The sequence below is a fragment of the Lentzea sp. NPDC051213 genome (assembly GCF_044455585.1).
In the GTDB taxonomy this organism is placed as follows: domain Bacteria; phylum Actinomycetota; class Actinomycetes; order Mycobacteriales; family Pseudonocardiaceae; genus Lentzea.
In genome coordinates this window covers 161,206-185,650 of the sequence record NZ_JBITEX010000008.1, presented here as the reverse complement: position 1 = coordinate 185,650, position 24,445 = coordinate 161,206, and the positions used below count along the sequence as shown (strand labels likewise).

Below are 24,445 nucleotides of genomic sequence, written 5' to 3'. Positions count from 1 at the left end.
CAACAGATCGTGAACAACGAGCGCTCCACCAGAAGCCTGGTTTTGGCACTTACCCTCGGGTGAGATGTGCGTGACGCCGGACACGTGGTGGCGCAGCGTAGGGTGAGGTCGTGACTGTGGTACCTGAGGGTCGGAAGCTGCTGCGGCTCGAGGTCCGCAACAGCCAGACGCCGATCGAGAAGAAGCCTTCGTGGATCAAGACGCGGGCGAAGATGGGCCCCGAGTACCGGGAGCTCAAGGGTCTGGTCAAGCGCGAAGGCCTGCACACGGTCTGCGAAGAAGCCGGCTGTCCCAACATCTACGAGTGCTGGGAAGACCGCGAGGCCACGTTCCTGATCGGCGGCGAGCAGTGCACCAGGCGCTGCGACTTCTGCCAGATCGACACGGGCAAGCCCGCCGACCTCGACCGCGACGAGCCCCGCCGCGTCGCCGAGTCGGTGCAGGCGATGGGCCTGCGCTACTCCACGGTCACCGGCGTCGCGCGTGACGACCTGGAAGACGGCGGCGCGTGGCTGTACGCCGAGACCGTCCGCCAGATCCACGAGATGAACCCCGGCACCGGCGTCGAGCTGCTGATCCCGGACTTCAACGCGGTCCCGGAGCAGCTCCAGGAGGTCTTCGAGTCCCGCCCGGAGGTGCTCGCGCACAACCTGGAGACGGTGCCGCGGATCTTCAAGCGCATCCGCCCCGCGTTCCGCTACGAGCGCTCCCTCGAGGTGATCACCAAGGCCCGCGAGTTCGGCCTGGTCACCAAGTCGAACCTGATCCTCGGCATGGGCGAGACCCCCGAGGAGGTCACCGAGGCGCTCAACGACCTCTACGACGCGGGCTGCGACATCATCACCATCACCCAGTACCTGCGCCCGTCGCCGCGGCACCACCCGGTCGAGCGCTGGGTGAAGCCCGAGGAGTTCGTCGAGCACAAGGAGATGGCCGAGAAGATCGGCTTCCTCGGCGTGATGGCCGGACCGCTGGTCCGCTCCTCCTACCGCGCCGGCCGCCTGTACGCCGAGGCGAAGCAGAAGCGCGGCGAGGACCTCCCGGAGAACCTCCAGCACCTGCTGACCGTCTCCGCGTCGCAGGAGATCACCAGCCTGCTCGCCCCCCGCTGATATATCGCTGCCAGGCACCCCTCGCGGGTGCCCTTATGCAAAATACGTTTGCGGACGTCCGCAAACGTATTTTGCATAACTGATATATCAGTGGTCACCCACCAACGCTGACCTGCGGGTTCAGTTGAAGCGGACCTCGCAGGCGACGACGCCGTCGAGCTCGCGCACGAAGTCGGCACCGAACGCACTGGACGGCGTGTGCGCGCCGGGTGCCACGCCGTTGATCTTGCCGATGGCCCGCAGCACGGAGTCCGCGGTGAGGCTGTAGGCGTTCGGGGTGGTGATGGCGCACTCGACCTTGGTCTTCGCGTCCCACGCCTCGCCGAACACCTCGGCCCTGGTGTTGGCGCGCTTGCGCTCGTCCGGTCCCTTCACCTTCCCGGCGACGGACTTCGCGAAGTTCTGCACGAGCGGGGTCTGCAACACCGGCGCGAACACCTGCTGCAGCTGGCCGAGCACGCCCGGCACGATCGTGAACGTGGTGATGTTCGGGATGCCGGTCGTGCGGTAGGCGGTGCTGACATCGCCCCACGGGATGCTGCCGACCTCCCGCGGCCCGGACCGGAAGTACGCGGTGCGGCGGCGGTGTCCGATTCGGACGCTCTTCAACTCGCCGTTCTCCCGGATCCGCCCACCGACGGCGGCGGCCTCCACGGACGTCTTGGTGGTACCCGCGCTCGCTCCTCCTCCGACGACGAACGCGAGGTCGAGGTGCGTCGCGGTGGGGAGCGCGTTCTTCAAGATCGCGGCGACACAGTCCGTGGGCACGACGTCGAACCCGGCGCCGGGCAACAGCACGATGCCGGCCTTGCGCGCGTCGACGTCCCTCAGCCCGACGGACTCGAACACGTCGATCTCACCGGTGATGTCTAGATAGTGCGTGCGGCTCTTCAGGCAGGCGTCGACCATCGCGTCCGAGGTGTGCGCGAACGGGCCGGCGCAGTGCACGACGGCATCGACGTCCTCCAGATGCGCCCGCGCCTGACTCAAGTCGAACGCCCGGTGCTCCAGCCCCAGCGCCGCGGCGATCGGCTCGATCTTCTCTTGCGAGCGCCCAGCGAGAATCGGCCGCTCCCCGCGCTTGAGCGCGAGCTCGGCGATGAGACGTCCTGTGTAGCCGTTGGCGCCGTAGACCATCCACGTCATAAGGCGACCCTACCGGCGGGTAGCGTTACGCGAAGCGACCAAAGAGCCGATCAGCAGTAGTGCTCCCACCCCGATGACGGGCAATGCCCAGAGCAGCCTGCGATGCCTCAAATCGGCACAGATGTCCACATAGGCCGGACTCACGGCCGCGGCGGCGGGCTCGTCGAACCCGATGCCCAGGCCGTTGCCGCACGGGATGAGCGACCCGCTGGGCGCCTCCACGGCCAGCATCACGAACAGGATCGCGCTCCCTCCGAGCAAGAACGCGAGACCCACGACGACGGCGAACGTGCGCACTGACATGGAGCAAAAGTTACGTCTCAAATGGACTTGGCGATAGCCCTGGTCAGCCGCATTGGGGTTGATCCCCTAATCCCCGGCTAAACGTTCCTCTGCCCCAGTTGTCCGCTACGAGACAGCGAAGGAGTAGCGCTGCTCCAGTCGGCCGTGCTGCGGATGCGGCGCAGGGTCGCCGACCTTGATCCACCCGAGGCGTTCGTAGAGCCGCACGCCCCGAGGGTTGTCGACGTAGACCAACAGCTCCGCGGCCTTGTACCCGCGCGTGATCAACGCTTCGGGCAGCGCGCGCAGCAACGCCTCGCCGACACCCTTGCCCCACGCGTCGGGGTGCACGCCCACGTAGTTGATGTAGGCCGTGTCTGTCCCCTGTGGACCTCCGGCGAGAAAGCCGACCGCCGCACCGCCTTCGAGCGCCAGCAACAGCACCGACGGTTCGTTCGCCACCGCGTTCTCGATACCGGGACGCGCCTTTTCAAGAGTGGGAACCTCGTCGTAGCCGTCCCGGGCGGTGACCGCGTGTGCCCAGATGATGGCGGCCGTGTCGACGTCCCCCGCTCCCCCTTGGATGATCTCCATACGGGCCAGCCTAGGTCAGCGCCGCAGCACGACAGGAAGCGTTTTGAGGCTGGCCATGATGTCGTTGTGCGTCACTTCCGGCTGCTCGTCACCGGAGTAGGTCGCGCGCGGAAACCGGGCGGTCAGCTGGCGCAGCACGGTTTCGACCTCCAGGCGGGCGAGCGCCGAGCCGAGGCAGTAGTGCGGGCCGTGGCCGAACGTGGCGTGCCCCGTCGTGGCGCGGTCGATGCGGTACTGCGCGGCGTCCTCGTGCGCGACCGGGCACCGTCCCGCGGAGCCGAGGTTGATCAGCAGCAGCGTGTTCCCGGGAACGGTGACGCCGTCGATCTCGACGGGCTCCGTGGTGATCCGGTGCGTGGCGCTGCGGACCGGTGAGTTGTGCCGCAGCGTCTCCTCGACGAGCACCGGCGCCAGCTCGGGGTCGGCGGCGACCTTCTCCCACAGCTCGTTGTCCAACGCGTCGTGCACGACGTTCGCGATGAGGCTGGCCGACGTCTCGTGGCCCGCGATCACGAGCAGGAACGCCATCGCCATGAGCTCGTCGTGGCTCAGCCGGTCGCCGTCGTCGTCGGCCTTCGTCAACGCCCCGAACAACGAGCTCTCATCCAGCGTGTCGCCGCTCAGCAAGGAGAAGAAGTACTGCCCGAGCTCGTCGCTGGCCGGCTGCGACACCTCGGGGTCCATCGACATCATCGTCTCGATCAACGTCCGGACCCGCGGACGGTCGCCCTCCGGCACACCGAGCAGCTCGCCGATGATGTGCAACGGCATCGGCACGGCCAGCGCGTCGACCAGGTCGATCTCCTCACCGACCGGCAGCCCGTCGATCAGCTCCGCGGTGATCTCCTCGATGCGCGGCGCCAGTTGCTCCACGGCCTGACCGGTGAACGCCTTGACCGCAAAGGCGCGCAACCGCGCGTGCTTCGGGTTGTCACTGTTGAGCATGCTCGGCCCGAACAGCCCGGCGAGCTCGGTCTGGGTGCTGCCGAGCTCGGCGAGCTGGCGCTTGATCTCGCGCTGCAACGCGTCGCTGTCCTTGGACAGCCGCCGATCCGCGAGCAGCTTGCGGGTGACGTCGAGCCCGGCCGTGACCACCTGCACTTGAACACCGTTGGGCAACGTCACGCCGTGCAGCGGCCCCTGCGCACGCGCGTCGTCCTCGATCCGGTGGTGGTCGCGGGCACGCAAATCGCCGCCGGTCAACAGGTTCGACATGTCCGGGCTCGCCTCCGTCGGGATCGCTCTGCCCTTGTTTCTACCCGTACCGAGGCTCGCTGCCACGCATCGTTCCAATTGGCTACTGCAGCTTGTCCAGCACACCGATCGTCTCCACCGCGGGCAACCGCGGCGGCGGTGCGGCAATGGCCTTGCGCCCCAACACCCACTCCGGCAGGTGGTGCTGCAACGCCGCCCGCCCCTCCGCCGTGATGTCGACGGGCGCCGCCATCCCGTGGTCGATAGCCCGGTCCGGCTTCTCCCACGTGATCCAGTCGCGCCGCTGCAGGATCTCCAGGTCGTCGGCGTCCCACTGCTTGGCCGGCCGGTGCTCCAGGTACCAGCTGGTGGCACCACGATGCACGCCACCCTGTTCCACCAGCGCGAGCAGCTTGATCTGCTCCTGCGTGACGGTGGTCGGGACGGGCTTCGCGGCCTTGCCCTTGCGCTTCACAGGTCGTCGTCCTTAGGGGGCGGCGGGGCCAAACGTCCCCGGCAGACGCCAAAAATACGGCACCGCCCCGGCCCTTTCCAGGTGTTCCCACTCTCCGGTGGTACCGGGTGGCCGTGGCGAACCATCTCCGGCTCATCGAGCTGCACTCATAGCGAACTCGTTGCGCCCAGGAAGAGTGATCTAGCGCCAGCGGCCACCTGTTCAGCTCGAGATGCATTCGCATCTTCTCGAATCGAACAGGTGGCCGCGTCACGCGAGCTTCAGTCAGCGAGAGGCACTGGATCAGCTCCGGGCTTGCCTCAACGCGTCCTCGACCGGTTCTGCGATGCCAGCCATCATGTGGCCGGCACTGGCGGCCCCGTTGGCGACACTGGTGGGAACCCACCAGGACTTCGCCCCATCCCGGAGCCAATACCCGCCCCTCTTGAACCATTGCGAAATGGCCTTCTTGAGGAGCAACACGTCGAGATACCTGGCAGCAACACCGGCGAATGCGCCGAAAATCATCTTGGCGATGATCTTGGTGTAGACAGCCTTGTCCTTGAGGTTTTCGCCCAGCATCAGAGATTCGGCGGTGGTCACAAATCCCTCTGTGATGGCGCCCGCCACCGCGCCGCAGACCACCGGCAATTCTGGGATAAGCGCCAAGCACGGCACCGCAACGATAGCCGGCACGATCAGGGTGAGGGCACCCGCGATGACTGCTGCGGCCCATGCCGGCAGCGCCTTGGTGTCGATGTCCTGCACCACGATTGCCAGCGTGTCGTCACTGTGGAAGTTGACCAGGTTCGGGTCGATCTTGAAGTGCCTCATCTGCCTGCTCAGCACCGGCGTCTTGCTGGAGATCTGCACGGTATGAGAGGAGTACTTCTTCTCCTCGTTCGCCCGGCACTCGGCCCAGCACTCCGCCGAAAGCCGGGCGAAGTGACGGTACCTGAGGTAGTTGTCTTTGTTGACTCCCCACCCCTTCGTGCTCACCTTGAGGGAGACCGTCTGGATTCTCCCGTCGGCGCCCGCCTGTTCACTCAGCTTCCCCAGTTCGGTGACACACGCAGTGGACAAGTCACATGAAACCTGAGGGATGTTTCCGGGCACTTCGCCGACGTTGGCCTGCGCTGACGCGCTCGCCAACGAAATAATGACGGCCGCAGAGGCGAACACCGCCGTCAGTTTCGCCATTCGCATTTTCACCGAGATCCCCTTTGCCACTGGCAGGCTGGCGCCAATTCCTCACCCACCTGATTGCCACCCGGTACGGGCGCTGGATGAAGGCTAGGCATTCCTCGAGAGCCGACCAATGCTCATTCGACTACACCTTTTCCAGGCGCGAAGCGTCTCAGGATGAGACGCGAAATAAACTCATCTGATGATTCAGGGGTGGTCAAACAATATCCGTCGGTGATGCCAACGGCGCCCTCAGGGCGGTTGAGGCCCTTTCGCACCGCCCAAGCGGCCGAGCGAAGCGAGACCGAACCGGGGGTCCGGGGGGCGGAGCCCGCCGGGCGGGGTCTGGGGGTCGCCCCCCAGAAAACACAATGGAGCGAGGTGGTCGACGCTTTCCGTCGACACACCTCGCCCAGAGCGGAATGGGCGCGACAGGGATCGAACCTGCGACCGCTCGGGTGTAAACCGAGTGCTCTTCCGCTGAGCTACACGCCCCAACCCCACGCCCGCAGACGCAGGGGTACAGCTACATCATGCCTTGAGTGAGGCTACGGCCTTCTTCCAGGCGTCCTGATCCCGGGCCTCACCCGGCGCGTTGACCTCGGCGAAGCGCACAACGCCGTCGACGTCGACCAGGAAGGTGCCCCGCAGCGCCATGCCGACGGCCTCGTTGAAGACGCCGTAGGACTGCGCGACGGCGCCGTGCGGCCAGAAGTCGGAGAGCAGCGGGAACTGGTAGCCCTCCTGGTTCGCCCACGCCTTCAGCGCGAACGGGCTGTCCACGGAGACGCCGAGCACCTGGACGTTCTCGTCCTCGTAGGTCGCGAGCTCGTCGCGCAACTGGCAGAGCTCGCCGTTGCAGATGCCGCTGAACGCGAACGGGTAGAAGACCAGAAGCACGTTCTTCGAGCCGCGGAACGACGACAGCGCGACGGGCTGCTTGTTGTAGTCGTTGAGCGTGAAGTCCGGGGCTTCCGAACCGACCTCGACCGCCATGAAACAGACCCCTCCGGTTGACCAGGACAATCCACGGGCGCCGGGAACGCCCGTGGATCAAGCCTATGTCAGCCGAACTTGGCTCAGCGCTTGGCCTTGGTGGATTTTGGCCACACCAGCCGCACGCCCGCCCAGTCGTCGGCCACGCTGATGTTCGAGGTCTGCGCGAGGCCCGCGGTGGGCACGGCCTCCGCGATGTCGCTCGGTTCCACGTGGCCGGAACGGCCGGTCTTCGGGGTGAGAACCCAGATCACGCCGTCTTCCGTGAGCACACCGGTGGCCTCCAGCAGAGCGTCCACCAGGTCGCCGTCGTCCTCGCGCCACCACAGCAGAACGACGTTCACCGCCTCGTCGGCGTCTTCGTCGAGGATGTCACCGCCGATCCGCTCCTCGATGGCGGCACGGACGTTGTCATCGACGTCCTCGTCCCATCCGAGCTCCTGGACGACCTGGCCAGATTCGATCCCGAGCTTGTCGGCGACGCCGAGCTTGCCGGCGTCTTCCGCGGCGACCACGGTTTTCACTCCTCCAACTACGCAAGAGCGACAGCCTCGAAGACTGCCGCCAAGTCCGATACTCGGGCTAGCGAACACTGTCGGCTACCTCCGGCGCAACTGTTGACCACGTGACACGCCGTAACAGGCACCCCTGTGGAGATCCCTAGACTGGCAGGAGGCATGCTCTACATACCTCTTATCGCGCGCGCGTGAGCGACACGATCCAGAACTACCGATCAGTAGCGGTGACGAAGTCGTCGCGCAAGGACAACGATAGGACCGCGTGGCACGGTTTCCGGGCCAGCGCGATGTACCGCCAACGAAGCCGAGGAGACACCTTGAGCCCGCAGAACACCGGCCCCGAGCGGGTGCGTGTCATTCGTGACGGTCTGGCCGCACACCTGCCGGACATCGACCCCGAAGAGACGTCCGAGTGGCTCGAGTCGTTCGACGAGGTTCTCAAGGGTGGCGGTCAGCAGCGGGCGCGCTATTTGATGCTGCGGCTGCTGGAGCGGGCGGGCCAGAACCAGGTCGGCATCCCCTCGCTGACCAGCACTGACTACGTCAACACCATCCCCACCGAGCGGGAGCCGTGGTTCCCCGGTGATGAGGAGGTGGAGCGTCGTTACCGTGCGTGGATCCGCTGGAACGCCGCGATGACGGTGCACCGCGCGCAGCGGCCCGGTGTCGGTGTTGGTGGTCACATCTCGACGTACGCGTCCAGCGCATCGCTTTACGAGGTCGGCTTCAACCACTTCTTCCGCGGCAAGAACCACCCCGGCGGCGGCGACCAGGTCTTCATCCAGGGCCACGCCTCCCCCGGTGTCTACGCTCGCGCCTACCTCGAGGGCCGGCTGTCCGAGCACCAGCTCGACGGCTTCCGGCAGGAGTTCTCGCACGCGGGCCCCGGCGGTGGCCTGCCGTCGTACCCGCACCCGCGGCTCATGCCGGACTTCTGGGAGTTCCCCACGGTCTCCATGGGCATCGGCCCGATGAACGCGATCTACCAGGCGCGGTTCAACCGCTACCTGCGTGACCGCGGCTTCAAGGACACGTCCGACCAGCACGTGTGGGCGTTCCTCGGCGACGGCGAGATGGACGAGCCGGAGTCGCGCGGCCTGCTGCAGCTGGCGGCGAACGAGCAGCTGGACAACCTGACGTTCGTGGTCAACTGCAACCTGCAGCGCCTCGACGGGCCGGTGCGCGGCAACGGCAAGATCATTCAGGAGCTCGAGTCGTTCTTCCGCGGTGCCGGCTGGAACGTCATCAAGGTCGTCTGGGGCCGCGAGTGGGACGCGCTGCTGCACGCGGACCGCGACGGCGCGCTCGTGAACCTCATGAACGCCACGCCGGACGGTGACTACCAGACCTACAAGGCGAACGACGGCGCGTACATCAAGGAGCACTTCTTCGGCCGCGACCCGCGGACGAAGGCGCTCGTCGACCCGATGACCGACGACGAGGTGTGGAACCTCAAGCGCGGTGGCCACGACTACCGCAAGGTCTACGCGGCCTACAAGGCGGCGACCGAGACCGTCGGCCAGCCGACCGTGATCCTCGCCAAGACCATCAAGGGCTACTCGCTCGGCCCGCACTTCGCGGCCCGCAACGCGACGCACCAGATGAAGAAGATGACCCTGGACGACCTCAAGGGTTTCCGGGACAGCCTGCGCATCCCGATCTCCGACGAGGTGCTCGAGAAGGACCCGTACCTGCCGCCGTACTACCACCCCGGGCAGGACAGCCAGGAGATCCAGTACATGCTGGAGCGCCGCCGTCAGCTGGGTGGTTTCGTGCCGGAGCGCCGCACCAAGGCCAAGGCGCTCGTGCTGCCGGGCGACAAGGTCTACAACGGCATCAAGAACGGCTCCGGCAAGCAGGAGGTCGCCACGACGCAGGCGTTCGTCCGGCTCGTCCGCGACCTCGCGAAGGACCCGGAGATCGGCCCGCGCATCGTGCCGATCATCCCGGACGAGGCACGCACGTTCGGCATGGACTCCATGTTCCCGACGCAGAAGATCTACAACCCCAACGGCCAGGCGTACACCTCGGTGGACGCCAACCTGATGCTCGCCTACAAGGAGTCCGAGCAGGGCCAGATCCTGCACGAGGGCATCAACGAGGCGGGTTCCACGGCGTCGTTCACGGCGGTCGGCACGTCCTACGCCACGCAGGGCGAGCCGATGATCCCGATCTACATCTTCTACTCGATGTTCGGCTTCCAGCGCACGGGCGACGGCCTGTGGGCGGCGGCGGACCAGATGGCGCGCGGCTTCGTGCTGGGTGCCACCGCGGGCCGCACCACGCTGACCGGTGAGGGCCTGCAGCACGCCGACGGCCACTCGCTGCTGCTGGCGCACACGAACCCGGCCGTGGTCGCCTACGACCCGGCGTGGTCCTTCGAGGTGGCGCACATCGTCAAGGACGGTCTGCGCAGGATGTACGGCGAGAACGCCGAGAACGTCTTCTACTACATGACGGTCTACAACGAGCCGTACGTCCAGCCGGCCGAGCCGGAGAACCTGGACGTGGAAGGCCTCCTGCGGGGCCTCTACCGCTACCAGGAGGGCCCGGAGACCGGTGGGCCGCGTGCCCAGCTCCTCGGCTCCGGCGTGGGCCTCCCGTGGGCGCTGAAGGCCCAGCAGCTGCTGGCCGACGAGTGGGGCGTCTCCGCGGACGTGTGGTCCGCCACGTCGTACTCGGAGCTGCGCCGCGACGCCGTCGACACCGACCGCCACAACCTGCTGCACCCGGACGCCGAGCCGCGCGTGCCGTACGTGACGCAGGTGCTGGCGGACGTGCAGGGCCCGGTCGTCGCGGTCTCCGACTGGATGTCGGCGATCCCGGACCTGATCCGCCCGTACGTCCCGACCGACATGACGACCCTGGGCACGGACGGCTTCGGCTTCTCCGACACCCGCCCGGCCGCCCGCCGCCACTTCCTGGTGGACGCGGAGTCCGTCGTCGTCGCCACGCTGGCCGCACTGGCCCGCCGCGGCGAGGTCGGCCAGGACAAGGTCGTCGAGGCGGCCCGCAAGTACCGCATCGACGACGTGCAGGCCGCTGGGCCGTCGACGGGCGACGCCGGCCTGGCGTAGCTCTGAGGGCTGTTGAGGGGCCGTCCCGCTGCTGCGGGGCGGCCCTTTTCACGTCCGGAAGGCGTACTCGGTGAACTGACCGGCGATCGTGAACCCGAGACGCCGGTAGACGGGCTCACCGTCCTCAGAGGCCTGCAGAACGGCGGTGCGGTGGCCCTCGGCACGTGCGGTGCGCAACGCGGCCAACGTGATCGCACCGCCGTAGCCACGCCGGCGGTGGGCGGCGAGGGTCGCGATGTTGTAGATCCCGGCGACGCCAGCGTGCAGGAACACCTCCGCCGCGCAGACCGCGTGGCCGTCGACGTACCCGACGAGGTGGCGGGCCTGGCTGCGCAACGCGGGCACCGCGGCAGCCGCGTAGAACCGGCGGACCGCGGCGGCGGGCGGGTCCCAGTTCGCTGCGAGGACGGTCGCGTAGTCCGCGAGTTCTGCCTCGGTTCTCACCCGGCGGATCTCGAGTCCGCCGGCGTGCGGCTCGGGCAGGGCGGCATCGGCGAGGTCCATCCACATCGCCGCCTCGGTCGCCATCGCGGCGGGACCTGCCTGCATCAGCACCGGGCCGAGGTCCCGCGGGGTGGAGGCAGGACCGACCCACCAGCAGAACGGGCGCCCGGTGGCCGCCAGCGCACTCGCCGTCTCCGCGACGCGGGCCACGACGGTGTCCGCGGTGAACCTGGCTGCCGCCACGACGTTGAAGGTGTCGTCGTCCAGACCGCTGTCGGCGATGAGGAGATCGTCCGTTTCCACCACGGTCGCGCGTGCGAGATGCCGGTGCAGGTGGCAGGCGTGCTCGGCGAGGTTCTGCTCCATGCTCGTCAGCAGGCCCGTGTCGACCTCACGCAGGCTTTGGTCACGGGACTCGACCATGTCGTACTCGTCGACGTCCAGCGACGCGCGGATCGCGGCGAGGAACTCGAGCGACTCCACCGAGACCCACCAGCCGACATCCGCGTCGTCGGCACTGTCGCGGAAGTAGCGCACCACGATCAGCCGGGCGGTGATCCCGGGTTCGGCGGTGAGCTGCACGAGTTCGTCGCGGAGGGGCTTGAGCCGGTCGACGACGTGCTGGATCTGTTCGTCCACGCGCTCGTTGCCACGCCGGACGATCTTCCAGGCATGGATGCGAGGCAGGTCGTGCTCCGGCCGCCGGCTGCCGCGCACGAGCATTTCGTCCGGTTCGACGCCGAGCCGGCGCGCGATGTCGGCCGCCGGCATCGTCTCGCTCAAGAGCGCGAAGTAGCTGTACTGCTCGACTCGCATCGCGCCATCGGACCACGTACCAAGATCGCTTACGACCGATATATCAGTGCGCCGATATATCAGTTGTGCAAAAAACGTTTGCGGACGTCCGCAAACGTTTTTTGCATCCGGTGGGATAAGTGCTGGTCAGAGGGCTAGCACTGGGCGACGGGCTGAGCCTTCAGGAGCGGTTCGTCGGCGCGGGCGTCCAACAGCAGCGGGAGCAGGGCCCGAGCCTCCTGCTTCAGCGGCACGATCCGATCGCCGCCTCGGAGGTGCTGGGACTTGATGCCGTGGAGAGCGAGCTCGTCCTGGAAGTCGCGGTACTGGGCACCGGTGAGGACGTAGCCGCACGGCGGTGAAGCGAGCACGTCCGACGGGTCCGGGGCCTGGTTGTCGGCGCCGCCGAAGTACAGCGGGCCGGAGCGGACCGCACGCGACGCGGCGTTGGCGGCTTCGATGGCCGAGCGCTTCGAGCGGACGAACGACTGGGTGCCGTCCAGAGCGAGCAGGTGGGACTCGACGCGATAAGCGGGGGTCCCGTCGACGTTGGTCTCGACCAGCAGGCCCATGCCGTGCTTCAACCCTCCCGTGTTGCGGAGGATGCGCTCCTGGTGATCACCGGCCACCTGGCGGATGGGCTCGCCGGTCACCGGGTCCACGTAGATGCCGTAGACACCGGAGGTGCGGCCGGCCGCCTCGACGGACGGGCGCACGTAGGAGCGCGACAACGTCTCCGAGAGTGAGTGCACGCCGTCAGCCACGTTGAGGTTGCGGGGCCACAGCCAGAGGACGTCCTTCACGTAGTACGGCGCGGTCGGGCCGAACTCGTGGAGGTCGTGGATGACGTCGGGCTTCCAGTCACGGATGACGGAAGCCATCGCGCGGGCCTCGGCGGACCTCAGCAACAGGTGGTCGCGGTTGATGTCGATGCCGTCGGAGTTGCCGCGGGTGTCCGCGACGCGGCCGTCCGGGTTCGCGTTCGGGACGAAGAGGTAGGTGACGGACGACGAACGCGGCAGCGAGCGCATGCGGATCAGGCACGCCTCGCGGCCCGCGGGCTCGTCGCCGTGCTGGGAGCAGATGAACAACGCGACCGTGCGGGCGTTGGCGGGGCCGACGCGCACGAGTTGGACGGGGCGGCCCTGGGCCGTCACACCGATCTGGGACACGGGAAGGCCGAGAGCGCGCAGGTAGGCCTGTTCCTCGGCCTCGGTGGTCCAGTTGCCGGTTTGCTCGAATCCGGTGCGCGGCGGTGCAGCGGCGACAGCCGGAACGGGAACCAGCAACGAAGCAGCAGCCAGTAATGCGATCAGTCTCCTCATAAGGGAGACTTTGCCGCCTGTTTGACGTGCTTCCCAGGCCCGTAGGTCGGGGATTCCCGCGCAGCTACGCCGCTTCCGGGGTGCTTCCTGGTTCATCGCCCGGTGCCTCCCCGAGGGGTGGTCTTACCTGGACTCCGCAGGCGTTTAGTCTCTCCGCCCGCCCGGCGGCGAGGATGTTGCGGGCTGCGTTGTGGTCCCGGTCATGGGTGGTGCCGCAGCCGGAACAGACCCACGATCTGATGTTCAGCGACAGGACGTCCACGACGTGTCCGCAGTCCGAGCACGTTTTGAACTGGGCAGCCACCGGGACACCGTGACCACCGTCCGGCCGTACTTCTCGGCTTTCTCCTCGATCAGCCGGACGAACTGCGCCCATCCGGCATCGTGGATGGCCCGTGACAGCCGGCCGTTGCGGACCATGCCTGCGATGTTGAGGTCCTCCAGGTGGATCGCTTGGTTCTCGCGGACCAGCGTGAGGGCCTGCTTGTGGTGATGATCCCGCCGGGCACGGGCGATCTTGCCGTGCAGCACTGCGACTTTGCGCCGGGTCTTGGTCCGATTCGCGCTGCCCCTGACGCGACGTGCAAGTTCACGTTGCAGCCGGGCGAGCTGACGCAAACCGCGCATCAGATGCTTCGGGTTCGGAATGTCCATCTGGGCGCCAACTGTGGTGGCGACCGTGGCCAACCGCTTGACACCGAGATCTACGCCCGCTTCTTGTCCCACGACAGGCAGCGGCGTTGGGCAGACCTCGACTACGAACGAAGCGTAGTAGTGACCATCCGGTTCGCGGATGATCGTGACCGAGGACGGTTCGCACGGCAGGTCCCGGGACCAGCGGACTCGCACGTCACCGATCTTGGCCAGGTGCAGCCACCCGTCCGAGCGGATCGTGAAACCATTGCGGGTCAGCCGGAACGACTGCCGGGTGTCCTTGCGCGACTTGAACCGCGGCCTGCCCACCTTCCGGCCGCGACGCTTGCCGCTGACCGAGTCGAAGAAGTTCTGGTAGGCCCGGTGCGCGTCGCGCACTGATTGCACCAGCGCCACACTCGCGACCTCGGCCAACCATGCCCGATCCACTCGGGCCTTGGCTTCGGTGATCACCCGCCGCTGCACCTCGGCTGGCGACAGCCTCGTTCCAACAAGGAAGGCTTCGTCCCGACAGCGGACGGCGTCGTTGAACACCACCCTGGCACAGCCGAACGTACGCGCCAGCATCGCCCGCTGAACCCCAGCAGGTTCGATCCGATAGCGATACCTGGCTAGCACACACACACGATCTTATCGAACACGTGTTCGGCCAGTGCGCCGGGGGCGACTACCCCCGTCCTGAAGCCCTGGCGCCTGGGGCTCGCGCCGATTGAATCATGGCCAGCCGTCGGGCGGTTCGTGTCCAGTCGACGTAGCCGTGGATCACCAGGCCCGCGAAGATCACGTACACCAGGGCGCTGAAGTACAGGCCGGACTTGATCTGCAGCGGCACGCCCACGAAGTCCACCGCCAGCCACACCAGCCAGAACTCGACCAGGCCCAGGCCCTGCAAGGAAAAGGCCAGCACGGTGCCGACGAAGATCGCGGCGTCCGGCCACGGCGCCCAGGAAGCCTCCAGGGCCTGCAGCACCAGCGCGAACGCGGCCGTGCCCACGGCGAAAACGCCAACAACAGTCAAGCGTTCGCGCCACGTGCCGGCTCGCACCACCACACCGAACACCGGGTCACGGCGCCGCACCCACGCGTGCCAGCCGTAGACGGCGATCAGGCCGACGACGATCTGCCGGGTCGCGAGACCGCCGAGGTGCGCGGACAGGTAGACCGTGAACAGCAGCGTGACCGAGACCAGTTGCACGGGCCAGGTCAAGAGTGAACGGCGCTGCGCGAGGAAGACCACCGCGAGCGCCAGCACCTGCCCGACCAGCTCCGTGTACGCGATCTTCTGACCCAAGATCGTGATGCCCAGCTCGTACCACACGGCTTGTTCCCCCGGGGTTCAGTCGCCGTATACCGGTGTTCCATACCTTGCCACCATGTCATCTTCGTTAGCGCTGACGCTCCTGCCTTTGTTCCTCGTCGCGCCCAGCACGCCGGTCATCACACCGACGGTGATCACGCAGACGTTCGAGGAGCCCGCGGACGCCGACGACCCGGCCATCTGGGTGAACCCGCGCAACGCCGAGCGCAGTGTGGTCCTGGGCACGCTCAAGGAAGGCGGCCTGGCGGCGTTCGACCTGGACGGCCGCACGATCGGCGTCTACCCGGCGCCCGCGCCGCCCACGCCCGACGCGAAGCCCGGCCGGTACAACAACGTCGACGTCCTCGGTGACCTGGCGTTCGTCAGCGACCGCGGACGTGACCGGATCCGGGTGTTCCAGGTGGACGAACGCGGCGCGAAGGACGTCACGAACCCCGCGACCAAACCGGTGTTCAGCAAGACCGAGGAAGAGGTCGACGAGCAGCACACCGTCTACGGCCTGGCCGCCGGTCACATCAGCGGCAAGGACGTCGTCGTCACCAGCCGGCGCAGCGAGACCAGCATCGCGCTCCTGCAGGTGACCAAGGACAACAAGAAGTACGACACCAAGAAGCTGTCCACTGTGGACCTTCCGGACACCTTCACCCTGCCGAACGGCCAGAAGTGGACGGTGTGCGGCGAGCCCGGCGAGGGCCCGCAGATCGAGGGCATGGTGATCGACGAGAAGACGCAGACCCTCTACGCGGCGCAGGAGGACGTCGGCATCTGGCGCATCCCGTTGCGCGCGAACGGGTTCGGCAAGCCGCAGCTGGTCGACAAGGTCCGCACGTTCGGCGCGCCGCAGAAGTACAACCCCGACACCGAGGAGTGCGAGGCCGACGGCCCGAACCCCGGTTTCGGCGGCCAGTGGCTCGAAGCCGACGCCGAAGGCCTCACGATCGCGGACGACGTGCTGCTCGCCTCCAGCCAGGGCGACTCACGGTTCGTCGCCTACCGCAAGGCGGACATGAAGCCGCTGAAGGACTTCAAGATCAAGGACGTCGAGCACTCCGACGGCGCCGACATCGTCACCGGCAGGCTGAACCTGCTCGTCGTCCACGACGGCGAACGCCCCAACGGCACCGGATTCGCGTTCATCAGGCTCTAATCTGTCCCGATGGGGACACTGAGCCAGGACGCCCTCAACCGGGCGCTGATCGAACGGCAGATGCTGCGCGAGCGCGCTGACGAAAGCGCGCTCGCCACCATCGAGCACCTCTTCGGCATCCAGGCGCAGGAACCGAAGTCGCCGTACGTCGGCCTCTGGACCCGGCTCACCCACTTCCAGCCGCGGGACCTCGAAGACCTCCTGACGAGCAAACAGGCCGTCCGGCTGCTGCTCATGCGCGGCACGATCCACCTGGTCAGCGCGAGCGACGCGCTCGGACTCCGGCCCCTCACGCAGATCAAGCTCGACCGCGAGCTGCAGAGCGGCCCGTTCGCATCACGCCTCAAAGGACTCGACCTCGACGCGGTGGCCGAAGCCGGCCGCAAGATCCTCGACGACGAACCGCAGGGCACCGCGGACGCCGGCAAGCAGCTCAAAGAACACTGGCCCGACCGCGAGCACACGGTCCTCGGCAACGCCCTGCGCAACAAGCTCGCCCTCGTCCAGCTCCCGCCGCGCGGCCTGTGGCACAGCAGCGGCAGGGCCGTCTGCACGACCGTCGAGAACTGGCTGGGAAAACCGCAGCAGGCCATGGCGAAGGAAGAGCTCGTCCTGCGCTACCTCAAGGCGTTCGGCCCGTCGACCGTGATGGACGCCCAGCAGTGGGCCGGCCTCACCAAACTCGGCGAGACCTTCGAAAGCCTCCGCGACCAGCTCGTGACCTTCCGCAACGAGGCGGGCAAGGAGCTGTTCGACCTCCCCGACGCCCCGCGCCCCGACCCGGAAACCCCGGTCCCGGTAAGGCTTCTGCCCGAGTTCGACAACATCCTGCTCGCTCACGCCGACCGCCGCAGGGTCATCGCGGACGACCGGCTCGGCGTGGTCATCGGCGGCAAGCCCACGGTCCTCGTCGACGGCTACGTCGTCGCCACCTGGGCCTTCACCAAAGACCGCACCATCACCGTCGACTACATCGACCAACTGCCCAGAAGCAGGCAGAAGGCGGTCGCCGAGGAGTGCGACCGCCTTCAGGACTGGGTGAACTAGGCGGCCAGGTCGACGTGCGCGCCGTCGCCGACGACCAACCGGTGCTGGCGCGCGGACCCCACTCGGGCCCGGCGGCCGATCAACGACGTCTCGATCCCGGACACGTTGTGCACGGACGCCTCGTTGAGCACGATCGAGTCGGACACCCCGGACTCGGTGATCCGGCAGTCCGCGCCGATCGCCGTGTACGGGCCGATGATCGACTCCTCGACCAGCGTGCCGGGACCGATGATCGCGGGCCCGACGATGCACGACCGCACCACGCGCGCGCCCTCCTCGACCACGACCTCGCCGATCAGCCGCGACTCGTCGTCGACGATCCCCTGGATGTCCGTCCGCAGCCCCATCAGCAGCTCGCGGTTGCACTCCAGCACGTCCTCGACGTTCCCGGTGTCCTTCCAGAACCCGGAGTAGATCCGCGCCCGCACGTCGCCGGAGTGCGTCACCAGCCACTGCAACGCGTCGGTGATCTCGAACTCGCCGCGCCACGACGGCTCGATCGCGTCGACGGCGGCGTGGATCGCGGGCGTGAAGAAGTAGACGCCGATCATCGCGAGGTCGCTGCGCGGCTCCTGCGGGTGCTCGATCAGCCGCGTCACGCGCGAGTTCTCGTCCACCTCGGCCACGCCGAACAGCCGCGGGTCCTCCACCTTGTCGACGAGCACCTGCGCGGACGGCCGCAGCCGCGCGAACTCGTCGGCGATCTGACCGATCCCCTCGGTCAGCACGTTGTCACCCAGGTACATCACGAAGTCGTCGTCCCCGAGGAACGGCCGGGCGATCCGCACGCAGTGCGCGAGGCCCAGCGCCACGTCCTGCTGGATGTAGGTGATCGACACCCCCAGGAACGACCCGTCGCCGAGCAGTTCGGAGATCTCGGTCCCGGCGTCACCGACCACGATCCCGATGTCGGTGATCCCGACATCACGCAGGTTCTCCACCACGTACTCGAGCACGGGCTTGTTCGCGATGGGGATGAGTTGCTTGGGCAGCGAGTATCCGGCCGGGCGCAGACGTGTACCCGCGCCTCCGGACAGCACAAGGGCTTTCATGGGTCCTCCACCGCGACGGAACAGTTCGGGTGGATACGAGACTCCGTGCGCCCACTGGACCGGAACTGGAGAACCGCCAAACAACGAAGAAGGGGCCCCCGGTGTGAGGAGCCCCTTCGGCGCGAGAACGAGAAAGCGAGAACTACTTCTCACCCATCGGCGTGCCGGCGGGCGGCGTCGCGTCGTCCGCGCGACCGCCGACGGTGGCGGGCATCTCGTGGGACGCGCGCGGCATCGGCGACTGGGCCTGCGCCTCGTCCTGCACGCGGGTCAGCCAGCCCTCCCACCGCTGCTGCATCGGGCGGATCAGGCCGCCACCGACACCGATGACGATCACACCGGCCACCGTGGCGAGCACGGTGATCAGCACCGGCATCGTCACCGAGATCGCGATGCCGAGCTGGTTGAGCGCAGCGATGACGCCCAGCGCCATCACGAAGCCGTAGGTGATGTTGCCCAGCATCCGCGTGTACGAGCGGGCGCCGAGCGCACCGGTCACGAGGCCCTTGAGCGCCGTGCCGATCGCGGACGCGACGATCACCAGCACCAGCGCGACGACGATGCGCGGCAGGTACGCGATGACCTCGTTCAGCAGCGTGCTGACCGGGTTGGAGGCGCCGAAGACGCCGAACGCCAGCTGCAGCGCGATGAGCAGCACGAAGTAGTAGACGATCTTGGCGATCAGGCCGGAAGCGTTCATCGGCGACTGCTTCATCGCGCCGGTGAGGCCGGACTTCTCCACGAGCTTCTCGAAGCCGACCCGCTTGAGCAGGAACTCCACGCCCTTGGCGAGCGCCTTGGCGATGAACCAGCCGATGACCAGAACCAGCAGGAATCCGAGAAGCTTCGGCACGAACGTGGCGACCATCGCCCACGCCTGGCCCAGGCCCTCGGTGATTTGCGAGCCCACGGGGCCCTCCTCGAACAGTGTTGCGGTGAGTGAAGATCCGACCAGTTGATCGTTTCGCGGATCACACCGCTCAGCAACTTCGACACTGTGACACGAAAGGGTGGCTGACGTGGATTTTTGTGTCAATACAGTCCAGAGTGGAGCTACCGGTGGGGACCGGGGAGAGGGAATCGCCCGACACGCTCCGTGTCGGGCGATTCCACATTTCTACGGCCTTCCGGCACTCACGCCACGACCGTCCAGATACGCCCGGATGCGGTCCGGCGACAGGGTCGGCGCGGCTCCCCCCTGACCGTCCTTCGGCACGTCCGGCCGCGCGTCGCCGCCGCACTCCGAGCTGCTGCCCGGCAACGCCCCGTCGATCAGGTAGCGGTTCACCCGCTCGTCGACGCACTTGTTGCCGCCGCCGTAGATGCCGTGCTTGCCCTCGTCCTTGACGGTGATCAGGTTGTGGCCCAGCCGTTCCGCCATCGCCGGGCCGCCGGAGTACTGCGTCTGCGTGTCGCCCTCGGACTGCACGATCACGCCGACCGGGTACCCGTTGCGCCCGATCCTGACCGGCCCCTCCGGCGGGCTGAACGAGCGGAACGTGCACGTCATGGGCGCGGCGCGGACGATGCCGAAGCCGTACGGGTAGCGCTCCCGGAACGTCCGCATGTCCTCGTAGTAGACGTGCAGGTCCGTCGGCCAGTCCGACTCGCAGGTCACCGTGTCGAACACCCCGGACCGCAGCTCCTGCAGACCCGTCTTCGCGAGCTCCTGCCCTGCCTTGGCGCCCTCCGTGTTCGCCGGCTTCTCCCCCGACCGCAGCTTCACCACGATCGACGCCAGGTCCGACCACAGTGGACGGTAGCGGCCGCCCACACCCACCGCGCCGTCGAAGGCGGACCGGTCGTGCTCACCGATCGGCGTCGCGTGCAGCTTCGCGGCGACCTTCTCCACCTCGGCCAGCACCTCGCCCTGCGACTTGCCCAGCGCGAACTTCTCGTTGCGCTCCCCCACCCACGACGCCCACGCCTCGACGTCGTGCCGGTACGCCACGGCCTGCTGGCGGAACTGCTCGTGCCAGATCCACTCCGGGTGCACGGCCGAGTCGAGCACGCTGCGGTCGAGGCGGTTCGGGAACAGCGTGCCGTACACCGCGCCCAGGTACGTGCCGTACGAGTAGCCCAGGTAGTTGATCTTCGCTTCACCCAGCGCGCCGCGCACGACGTCCATGTCCCGCGCCGTGTTCGCGGTGCTCATGAACTGCCGGATCCCGCCGGACGACTTCTGGCACGCCTCCTCGGCCTCGCGCGCCTCGGCCGCCCACTTGCCGAACTCGCCGTCCGCCGGCCGGGACTCCGGTGCGGCGATCGCGGGCGCGGCACGGCAGTTGAGCGCGGTGGACGCCCCGACGCCGCGGGGATCGAGGCCGATGACGTCGTAGACCTGCACGAGCTCGGACTTCGCGAGGAACTGCGGCAGGCTCAGCCCCGACCCACCAGGTCCACCCGGATTGGTGAACAGCACACCGCGCCTGCGGTCCAGCGCCACGGCCTTCTTGCGGCTGATCGTGAGGTTGATCTTGTCGCCGCCCGGCTTGGCGTAGTCGAGCGGCGCGACGAGCGTGGCGCACTCCAGCTCGCCGAGCTTTCCGCCGCACGCCGCCCACTTGACCGGTTGGGCGAGGTACTCGGCGAGCGGGTCGGGTGGGTCCGCCGAGGCGGTCGCGCTGGTGACCAGGAGGGCGACGACCCCCAGGACAAGAGCCGGGTACCTACGCAAGACGAAACCTCCGCGCCGAACGAACTGACCTCTGCTGCCGAAGGTATGGCCGTTCAAACGGCTGCATGGGTTCTGTCACCCGTACCGGTGATGTCACCTCCAGGGCCTTAAGCTGCGGCTATGAGCAGCACAGCCAAGACGAAGGAGGAGCATCCGCCCACCCTGTCCGCCCGCACGATGCGCAAGATCGAGCGCGCGTCCGGCTCACTCGCCACCGCGAGCGTGGCGGAGATGGAACGGCGGCTGTCGTGGTTCGCCCGGATGCCCGCGGACCAGCGGGCCAGCGTGCTGCTGCTGATCCAGAACGGCGTGGCCGGGTTCGTCGAGTGGCTGCACGACCGCCAGCAGGCGATCCGGCTCACCGCGGACGCGTTTCGCAGTGCCCCCAAGGACATCTCCCGCTGGGTGAGCCTGCGCCAGACCGTCGAACTGGTCCGGATAGCGCTGGAGCTGTTCGAGGAGCAGATGCCGGAGATGGCGGCGAACGAGGCCGAGCGCGCGCTGCTGATGGAGGGCGTGCTGCGGTACGGGCGGGAGATCGCCTTCTCCGCCGCCACCTCCTACGCGACGGCCGCCGAGGCGCGCGGCGCGTGGGACGCCAGGCTGGAAGCGCTGGTCGTGGACGGCATCGTGCGTGGCGATCCCGAGGAGTCGTTGCTCAGCAGGGCCGCCGCGCTCGGCTGGGACCCGGGACTCGAAGCCACCGTGCTGGTCGGCAACCCCGGCGCGGAGGACCCGCCGGCGATCGTCTACTCGGTGCGCAGCAAGGCCGCCCGCGCGGGACGGCCGGTGCTGCTGTCCGTGCAGGGCTCACGGCTGGTCGTCGTGCTCGGCGGGCCGACGGAGACCGGTGAGGACGTGCTGGGCCGCATCTCCGAGGGCTTCGGCGAGGGGCCCGTGGTGGCGGGGCCCACAGTGGCCTCGCTCTCCGAGGCTCACCGCAGCGCGAGTGACGCGTTGAGCGGGCTGCGTGCGGTCGTGGGCTGGCCCGCCGCGCCCAGGCCCGTCCGCTCGCTCGACCTGCTGCCGGAACGGGCGCTCGCGGGCGATCCGGAGGCCGAGTGGCAGCTCGTCGACAGGGTTGCCCGGCCGCTGGAGGACGCCGGCGGCGCGCTGCTGGAGACCGTGGACGCGTTCCTGGAGGTCGGCGGCGTGCTGGAGACGTGCGCGAAAAGGCTGTTCGTGCACCCGAACACGGTCAGATATCGTCTTCGGCGCGTTCAGGAAATGACGGGAAGAAATGCACATGACGCTCGAGACGCACTTGTGCTTCGCGTCGCATTGTCTGTAGGACGCCTTGCCCGCTCCCGGGGCCTGTGGTAGCGAACGGCCTGTGACCGACTTCGCACACATCCGTTAGGGTGAGGGCCAAACGACACCTCACCGCGCTGAGCTGGGCTTACGTCCAGCAACGTTCACCTGGATGACACTTTTGTAGGGTCTCTACAAATACGATCGCCGTACTTCGTTCTTTACGGCATGGGGTACCGGTGGGTTCACCAGCTTTAGTAATCGACGTGATCGCACTCCTCGCGCCCGGACAAGGGTCCCAGACGCCCGGCATGCTCGCCCCCTGGCTCGAACTGGAGGGGACCGAGAAGCAGGTGCGCACGTGGTCTGAGATCACGGGCCTCGACCTCGTGCGCCTCGGCACCACCGCAGAGGCCGACGAGATCGTCGACACCGCGATCACCCAGCCACTGGTCGTGGCGCTCGCGCTGCTCGCGTTCGGTGAGCTGCGCCGCCGCGTCGAACTGCCCACCGGCCTCATCGTCGGCGGCCACTCGGTCGGCGAACTGGCCGCCGCGTCGGTCGCGGGCGTCATCAGCGCCGACGACGCCGTCGCGCTGGCCGCCGTGCGCGGTGCCGCGATGGCCGAGGCGTGCGCGCTCGAGCCGACCGGCATGGCCGCGGTGCTCGGCGGCGACGAGCAGGAGGTGCTCGCGCGCCTCGAGGAGCTCGGTCTCGTGCCCGCCAACCGCAACGGCGCCGGCCAGATCGTCGCGGCCGGTCCGCACCCCGCGCTCGACGAGCTCGCGGCGAACCCGCCGGGCACGGCGAAGGTTCGCAAGCTGGCTGTCGCGGGCGCGTTCCACACCAAGTTCATGGCGCCCGCAGAAGACGCTGTGCGCGCGCGTGCCGCCGAAGTCACCACGCACGACCCGTTGCTGCCGCTGGTGTCCAACAAGGACGGTCAGGTCGTCACCGAGGGGACCGAGGTGCTGCGCCGCCTGGTCTCCCAGGTCACCAGCCCCGTCCGCTGGGACGTCTGCCAGGTCACCCTCGTCGAGAAGGGCATCACCGGCTCGGTCGAGCTGCCGCCCGCCGGCGTGCTCACGGGTCTCGCCAAGCGTGCGATGAAGGGCACCGCCACCCTCGCCCTGAAGACCCCGGACCAGCTCGACAAGGTCGCGGAGCTCTTCGACACCGTTGGAGCCAATAAGTGACGACCTTCAAGGCCCCGCAGGCATCTGCGGGTAGCCGCATCATCGGCCTCGGCAGCTACCAGCCCGAGACGGTGGTGAGCAACCACGACCTCGCTCAGCGGATGGACACCTCCGACGAGTGGATCCGCGACCGCGTCGGCATCGTCAACCGCCGCGTGGCCGCCAAGGACGAGGGCGTCGTGGACATGTCGGTCGCGGCCGGCAACAAGGCGATCGAGGACGCGGGCCTCACCTCCGCGGACATCGGCGCCGTGATCGTGGCGACGTGCACCATGCCGTCGACCATCCCGAACGCCGCCGCGCAGGTCGCCGACAAGATCGGCATCAAGGCGGCCGCCGCGTTCGACCTGAACGCCGCGTGCGCCGGTTTCTGCTACGCCGTCGCGACGGCCGCGGACATCGTCCGCGCTGGCACGGTGCGCAACGTGCTGGTCATCGGCGCGGAGAAGCTCACCGACTGGACCGACCAGGACGACCGCTCGACCGCGATCATCTTCGCGGACGGCGCGGGTGCCGTCGTGATCGGCGCCAGCGACGAGAACCAGATCGGCCCTGTCGCGTGGGGCTCGGCCGGTGACATGTCCGAGGTCATCGCCATCGCCGACCGCGACTCCTTCATCCACCAGGAAGGCCAGACGGTCTTCCGCTGGGCGACGACCCAGATCGCGCCCGTGGCGATCCGCGCCGCCGAACTCGCGGGTGTCGAACTGTCCGATGTGGACGTGTTCGCCCCGCACCAGGCAAACTTGCGGATCATCGAGGCGATCGCCAAGCGCCTGCGCAACAATGGTGCGCGGGCGGACCTGAAGGTCGCTCGAGACATCGTCGAATCCGGAAACACCTCCTCGGCCTCCATCCCCATGGCGCTGGACCACATGCGGGCGGCGGGCGAGATCTCCAGCGGAGACGTGGTGCTGATGGTCGGTTTCGGCGCAGGCCTGTCCTACGCGGGGCAGGTGGTCCGGTGCCCGTGAGTACCAC

General features: G+C 67.9%; 23 protein-coding genes and 1 tRNA gene. 7 read left to right on the top strand and 17 right to left on the bottom strand.

What is annotated here, in order from left to right:
- The first annotated feature begins 110 nt into the window (after nt 1-110).
- Nucleotides 111-1,112 (top strand): lipoyl synthase, encoded by a 1,002-nt coding sequence (lipA, locus tag ACIA8G_RS32650; RefSeq protein ID WP_396422547.1) that lies wholly within the window; start codon nt 111-113, stop codon nt 1,110-1,112.
- 120 nt (nt 1,113-1,232) lie between these two features.
- On the opposite strand, the gene ACIA8G_RS32645 is transcribed toward lipA, so the two are convergent.
- The 9 genes from ACIA8G_RS32645 to ACIA8G_RS32605 all read right to left on the bottom strand — a co-directional run bounded on the left by ACIA8G_RS32645 (nt 1,233) and on the right by ACIA8G_RS32605 (nt 7,478).
- Nucleotides 1,233-2,258, bottom strand: coding sequence for a saccharopine dehydrogenase family protein (locus tag ACIA8G_RS32645; RefSeq protein ID WP_396422546.1), 1,026 nt, complete (start codon nt 2,256-2,258; stop codon nt 1,233-1,235).
- Nucleotides 2,259-2,267: 9 nt separating this feature from the next.
- Nucleotides 2,268-2,561, bottom strand: coding sequence for a hypothetical protein (locus ACIA8G_RS32640; protein WP_396422545.1), 294 nt, complete (start codon nt 2,559-2,561; stop codon nt 2,268-2,270).
- Between the two features lie 105 nt (nt 2,562-2,666).
- Nucleotides 2,667-3,134 (bottom strand): GNAT family N-acetyltransferase, encoded by a 468-nt coding sequence (locus tag ACIA8G_RS32635; RefSeq protein WP_396422544.1) that lies wholly within the window; start codon nt 3,132-3,134, stop codon nt 2,667-2,669.
- Between the two features lie 15 nt (nt 3,135-3,149).
- Nucleotides 3,150-4,349 carry a cytochrome P450 gene (locus ACIA8G_RS32630; RefSeq protein WP_396422543.1) on the bottom strand — a complete coding sequence of 400 codons (1,200 nt, stop codon included), beginning with the start codon at nt 4,347-4,349 and terminating at the stop codon, nt 3,150-3,152.
- A gap of 82 nt (nt 4,350-4,431) precedes the next feature.
- The gene (locus ACIA8G_RS32625) at nt 4,432-4,803 is read right to left on the bottom strand and encodes a hypothetical protein (RefSeq protein WP_396422542.1); all 372 of its coding nucleotides are present in this window, start codon (nt 4,801-4,803) and stop codon (nt 4,432-4,434) included.
- Between the two features lie 282 nt (nt 4,804-5,085).
- Nucleotides 5,086-5,994 (bottom strand): hypothetical protein, encoded by a 909-nt coding sequence (locus ACIA8G_RS32620; RefSeq protein WP_396422541.1) that lies wholly within the window; start codon nt 5,992-5,994, stop codon nt 5,086-5,088.
- Between the two features lie 396 nt (nt 5,995-6,390).
- Nucleotides 6,391-6,462 (bottom strand) — tRNA-Val (locus tag ACIA8G_RS32615).
- Between the two features lie 36 nt (nt 6,463-6,498).
- A complete protein-coding gene (locus tag ACIA8G_RS32610) occupies nt 6,499-6,963 on the bottom strand; it encodes a peroxiredoxin (RefSeq protein WP_396422540.1) in 465 nt (154 codons plus the stop codon).
- An 83-nt stretch (nt 6,964-7,046) separates the two neighbouring features.
- Nucleotides 7,047-7,478, bottom strand: a complete 432-nt coding sequence (locus tag ACIA8G_RS32605; protein WP_396422539.1) for a DUF3052 domain-containing protein — start codon at nt 7,476-7,478, stop codon at nt 7,047-7,049.
- Between the two features lie 290 nt (nt 7,479-7,768).
- Between ACIA8G_RS32605 and aceE the strand changes: the two genes are divergently transcribed.
- Complete coding sequence (gene aceE / locus ACIA8G_RS32600; RefSeq protein ID WP_396422841.1) at nt 7,769-10,558, top strand: pyruvate dehydrogenase (acetyl-transferring), homodimeric type; 2,790 nt, start codon at nt 7,769-7,771, stop codon at nt 10,556-10,558.
- A 48-nt stretch (nt 10,559-10,606) separates the two neighbouring features.
- Here aceE and ACIA8G_RS32595 read toward each other — a convergent pair whose 3' ends face one another.
- The 5 genes from ACIA8G_RS32595 to pnuC all read right to left on the bottom strand — a co-directional run bounded on the left by ACIA8G_RS32595 (nt 10,607) and on the right by pnuC (nt 15,094).
- Nucleotides 10,607-11,818: a GNAT family N-acetyltransferase gene (locus ACIA8G_RS32595; protein ID WP_396422538.1), complete on the bottom strand. Its 1,212-nt coding sequence runs from the start codon at nt 11,816-11,818 to the stop codon at nt 10,607-10,609.
- A gap of 134 nt (nt 11,819-11,952) precedes the next feature.
- Nucleotides 11,953-13,122 (bottom strand): M14 family zinc carboxypeptidase, encoded by a 1,170-nt coding sequence (locus tag ACIA8G_RS32590; protein ID WP_396422537.1) that lies wholly within the window; start codon nt 13,120-13,122, stop codon nt 11,953-11,955.
- 64 nt (nt 13,123-13,186) lie between these two features.
- Nucleotides 13,187-13,384 carry a zinc ribbon domain-containing protein gene (locus ACIA8G_RS32585; protein WP_396422536.1) on the bottom strand — a complete coding sequence of 66 codons (198 nt, stop codon included), beginning with the start codon at nt 13,382-13,384 and terminating at the stop codon, nt 13,187-13,189.
- Nucleotides 13,366-14,394, bottom strand: a complete 1,029-nt coding sequence (locus ACIA8G_RS32580) for an RNA-guided endonuclease InsQ/TnpB family protein (protein ID WP_396422535.1) — start codon at nt 14,392-14,394, stop codon at nt 13,366-13,368. The genes ACIA8G_RS32585 and ACIA8G_RS32580 overlap by 19 nt, the downstream gene beginning before the upstream one ends.
- A 49-nt stretch (nt 14,395-14,443) precedes the next feature.
- Nucleotides 14,444-15,094 carry a nicotinamide riboside transporter PnuC gene (gene pnuC, locus ACIA8G_RS32575; RefSeq protein ID WP_396422534.1) on the bottom strand — a complete coding sequence of 217 codons (651 nt, stop codon included), beginning with the start codon at nt 15,092-15,094 and terminating at the stop codon, nt 14,444-14,446.
- Nucleotides 15,095-15,149: 55 nt separating this feature from the next.
- Here pnuC and ACIA8G_RS32570 point away from each other — a divergent pair, with 55 nt between their 5' ends.
- A complete protein-coding gene (locus ACIA8G_RS32570) occupies nt 15,150-16,241 on the top strand; it encodes a phytase (RefSeq protein WP_396422533.1) in 1,092 nt (363 codons plus the stop codon).
- Between the two features lie 9 nt (nt 16,242-16,250).
- Nucleotides 16,251-17,288, top strand: coding sequence for a winged helix DNA-binding domain-containing protein (locus tag ACIA8G_RS32565; RefSeq protein WP_396422532.1), 1,038 nt, complete (start codon nt 16,251-16,253; stop codon nt 17,286-17,288).
- Here ACIA8G_RS32565 and ACIA8G_RS32560 read toward each other — a convergent pair.
- The 3 genes from ACIA8G_RS32560 to ACIA8G_RS32550 all read right to left on the bottom strand — a co-directional run bounded on the left by ACIA8G_RS32560 (nt 17,285) and on the right by ACIA8G_RS32550 (nt 21,017).
- Nucleotides 17,285-18,340 (bottom strand): glucose-1-phosphate thymidylyltransferase, encoded by a 1,056-nt coding sequence (locus tag ACIA8G_RS32560; protein ID WP_396422531.1) that lies wholly within the window; start codon nt 18,338-18,340, stop codon nt 17,285-17,287. The genes ACIA8G_RS32565 and ACIA8G_RS32560 overlap by 4 nt on opposite strands.
- A gap of 142 nt (nt 18,341-18,482) precedes the next feature.
- The gene (locus tag ACIA8G_RS32555) at nt 18,483-19,250 is read right to left on the bottom strand and encodes a hypothetical protein (RefSeq protein ID WP_396422530.1); all 768 of its coding nucleotides are present in this window, start codon (nt 19,248-19,250) and stop codon (nt 18,483-18,485) included.
- 207 nt (nt 19,251-19,457) lie between these two features.
- Nucleotides 19,458-21,017: an alpha/beta hydrolase gene (locus ACIA8G_RS32550; RefSeq protein WP_396422529.1), complete on the bottom strand. Its 1,560-nt coding sequence runs from the start codon at nt 21,015-21,017 to the stop codon at nt 19,458-19,460.
- Between the two features lie 120 nt (nt 21,018-21,137).
- Between ACIA8G_RS32550 and ACIA8G_RS32545 the strand changes: the two genes are divergently transcribed.
- From ACIA8G_RS32545 to ACIA8G_RS32535, 3 genes are all read left to right on the top strand, one after another.
- Nucleotides 21,138-22,340, top strand: a complete 1,203-nt coding sequence (locus tag ACIA8G_RS32545; RefSeq protein ID WP_396422528.1) for a PucR family transcriptional regulator — start codon at nt 21,138-21,140, stop codon at nt 22,338-22,340.
- 194 nt (nt 22,341-22,534) lie between these two features.
- On the top strand, nt 22,535-23,464 hold the full coding sequence (locus tag ACIA8G_RS32540) for an ACP S-malonyltransferase (RefSeq protein ID WP_396422527.1): 930 nt from the start codon (nt 22,535-22,537) through the stop codon (nt 23,462-23,464).
- Nucleotides 23,461-24,438 (top strand): beta-ketoacyl-ACP synthase III, encoded by a 978-nt coding sequence (locus ACIA8G_RS32535; RefSeq protein ID WP_396422526.1) that lies wholly within the window; start codon nt 23,461-23,463, stop codon nt 24,436-24,438. Before ACIA8G_RS32540 ends, ACIA8G_RS32535 begins: the two co-directional genes overlap by 4 nt.
- Nucleotides 24,439-24,445: the final 7 nt, after the last annotated feature.

Bases quoted from the DNA above. Each gene is read 5' to 3' on its own strand.
- ACIA8G_RS32545 (WP_396422528.1), top strand. From the start codon at position 21,138: ATGAGCAGCACAGCCAAGACGAAGGAGGAGCATCCGCCCACCCTGTCC.
- ACIA8G_RS32610 (WP_396422540.1), bottom strand. From the start codon at position 6,963: ATGGCGGTCGAGGTCGGTTCGGAAGCCCCGGACTTCACGCTCAACGAC.
- ACIA8G_RS32595 (WP_396422538.1), bottom strand. From the start codon at position 11,818: ATGCGAGTCGAGCAGTACAGCTACTTCGCGCTCTTGAGCGAGACGATG.
- ACIA8G_RS32570 (WP_396422533.1), top strand. From the start codon at position 15,150: ATGTCATCTTCGTTAGCGCTGACGCTCCTGCCTTTGTTCCTCGTCGCG.
- ACIA8G_RS32645 (WP_396422546.1), bottom strand. From the start codon at position 2,258: ATGACGTGGATGGTCTACGGCGCCAACGGCTACACAGGACGTCTCATC.
- ACIA8G_RS32590 (WP_396422537.1), bottom strand. From the start codon at position 13,122: ATGAGGAGACTGATCGCATTACTGGCTGCTGCTTCGTTGCTGGTTCCC.
- ACIA8G_RS32635 (WP_396422544.1), bottom strand. From the start codon at position 3,134: ATGGAGATCATCCAAGGGGGAGCGGGGGACGTCGACACGGCCGCCATC.
- ACIA8G_RS32560 (WP_396422531.1), bottom strand. From the start codon at position 18,340: ATGAAAGCCCTTGTGCTGTCCGGAGGCGCGGGTACACGTCTGCGCCCG.
- ACIA8G_RS32565 (WP_396422532.1), top strand. From the start codon at position 16,251: ATGGGGACACTGAGCCAGGACGCCCTCAACCGGGCGCTGATCGAACGG.
- ACIA8G_RS32630 (WP_396422543.1), bottom strand. From the start codon at position 4,349: ATGTCGAACCTGTTGACCGGCGGCGATTTGCGTGCCCGCGACCACCAC.
- aceE (WP_396422841.1), top strand. From the start codon at position 7,769: ATGTACCGCCAACGAAGCCGAGGAGACACCTTGAGCCCGCAGAACACC.
- ACIA8G_RS32640 (WP_396422545.1), bottom strand. From the start codon at position 2,561: ATGTCAGTGCGCACGTTCGCCGTCGTCGTGGGTCTCGCGTTCTTGCTC.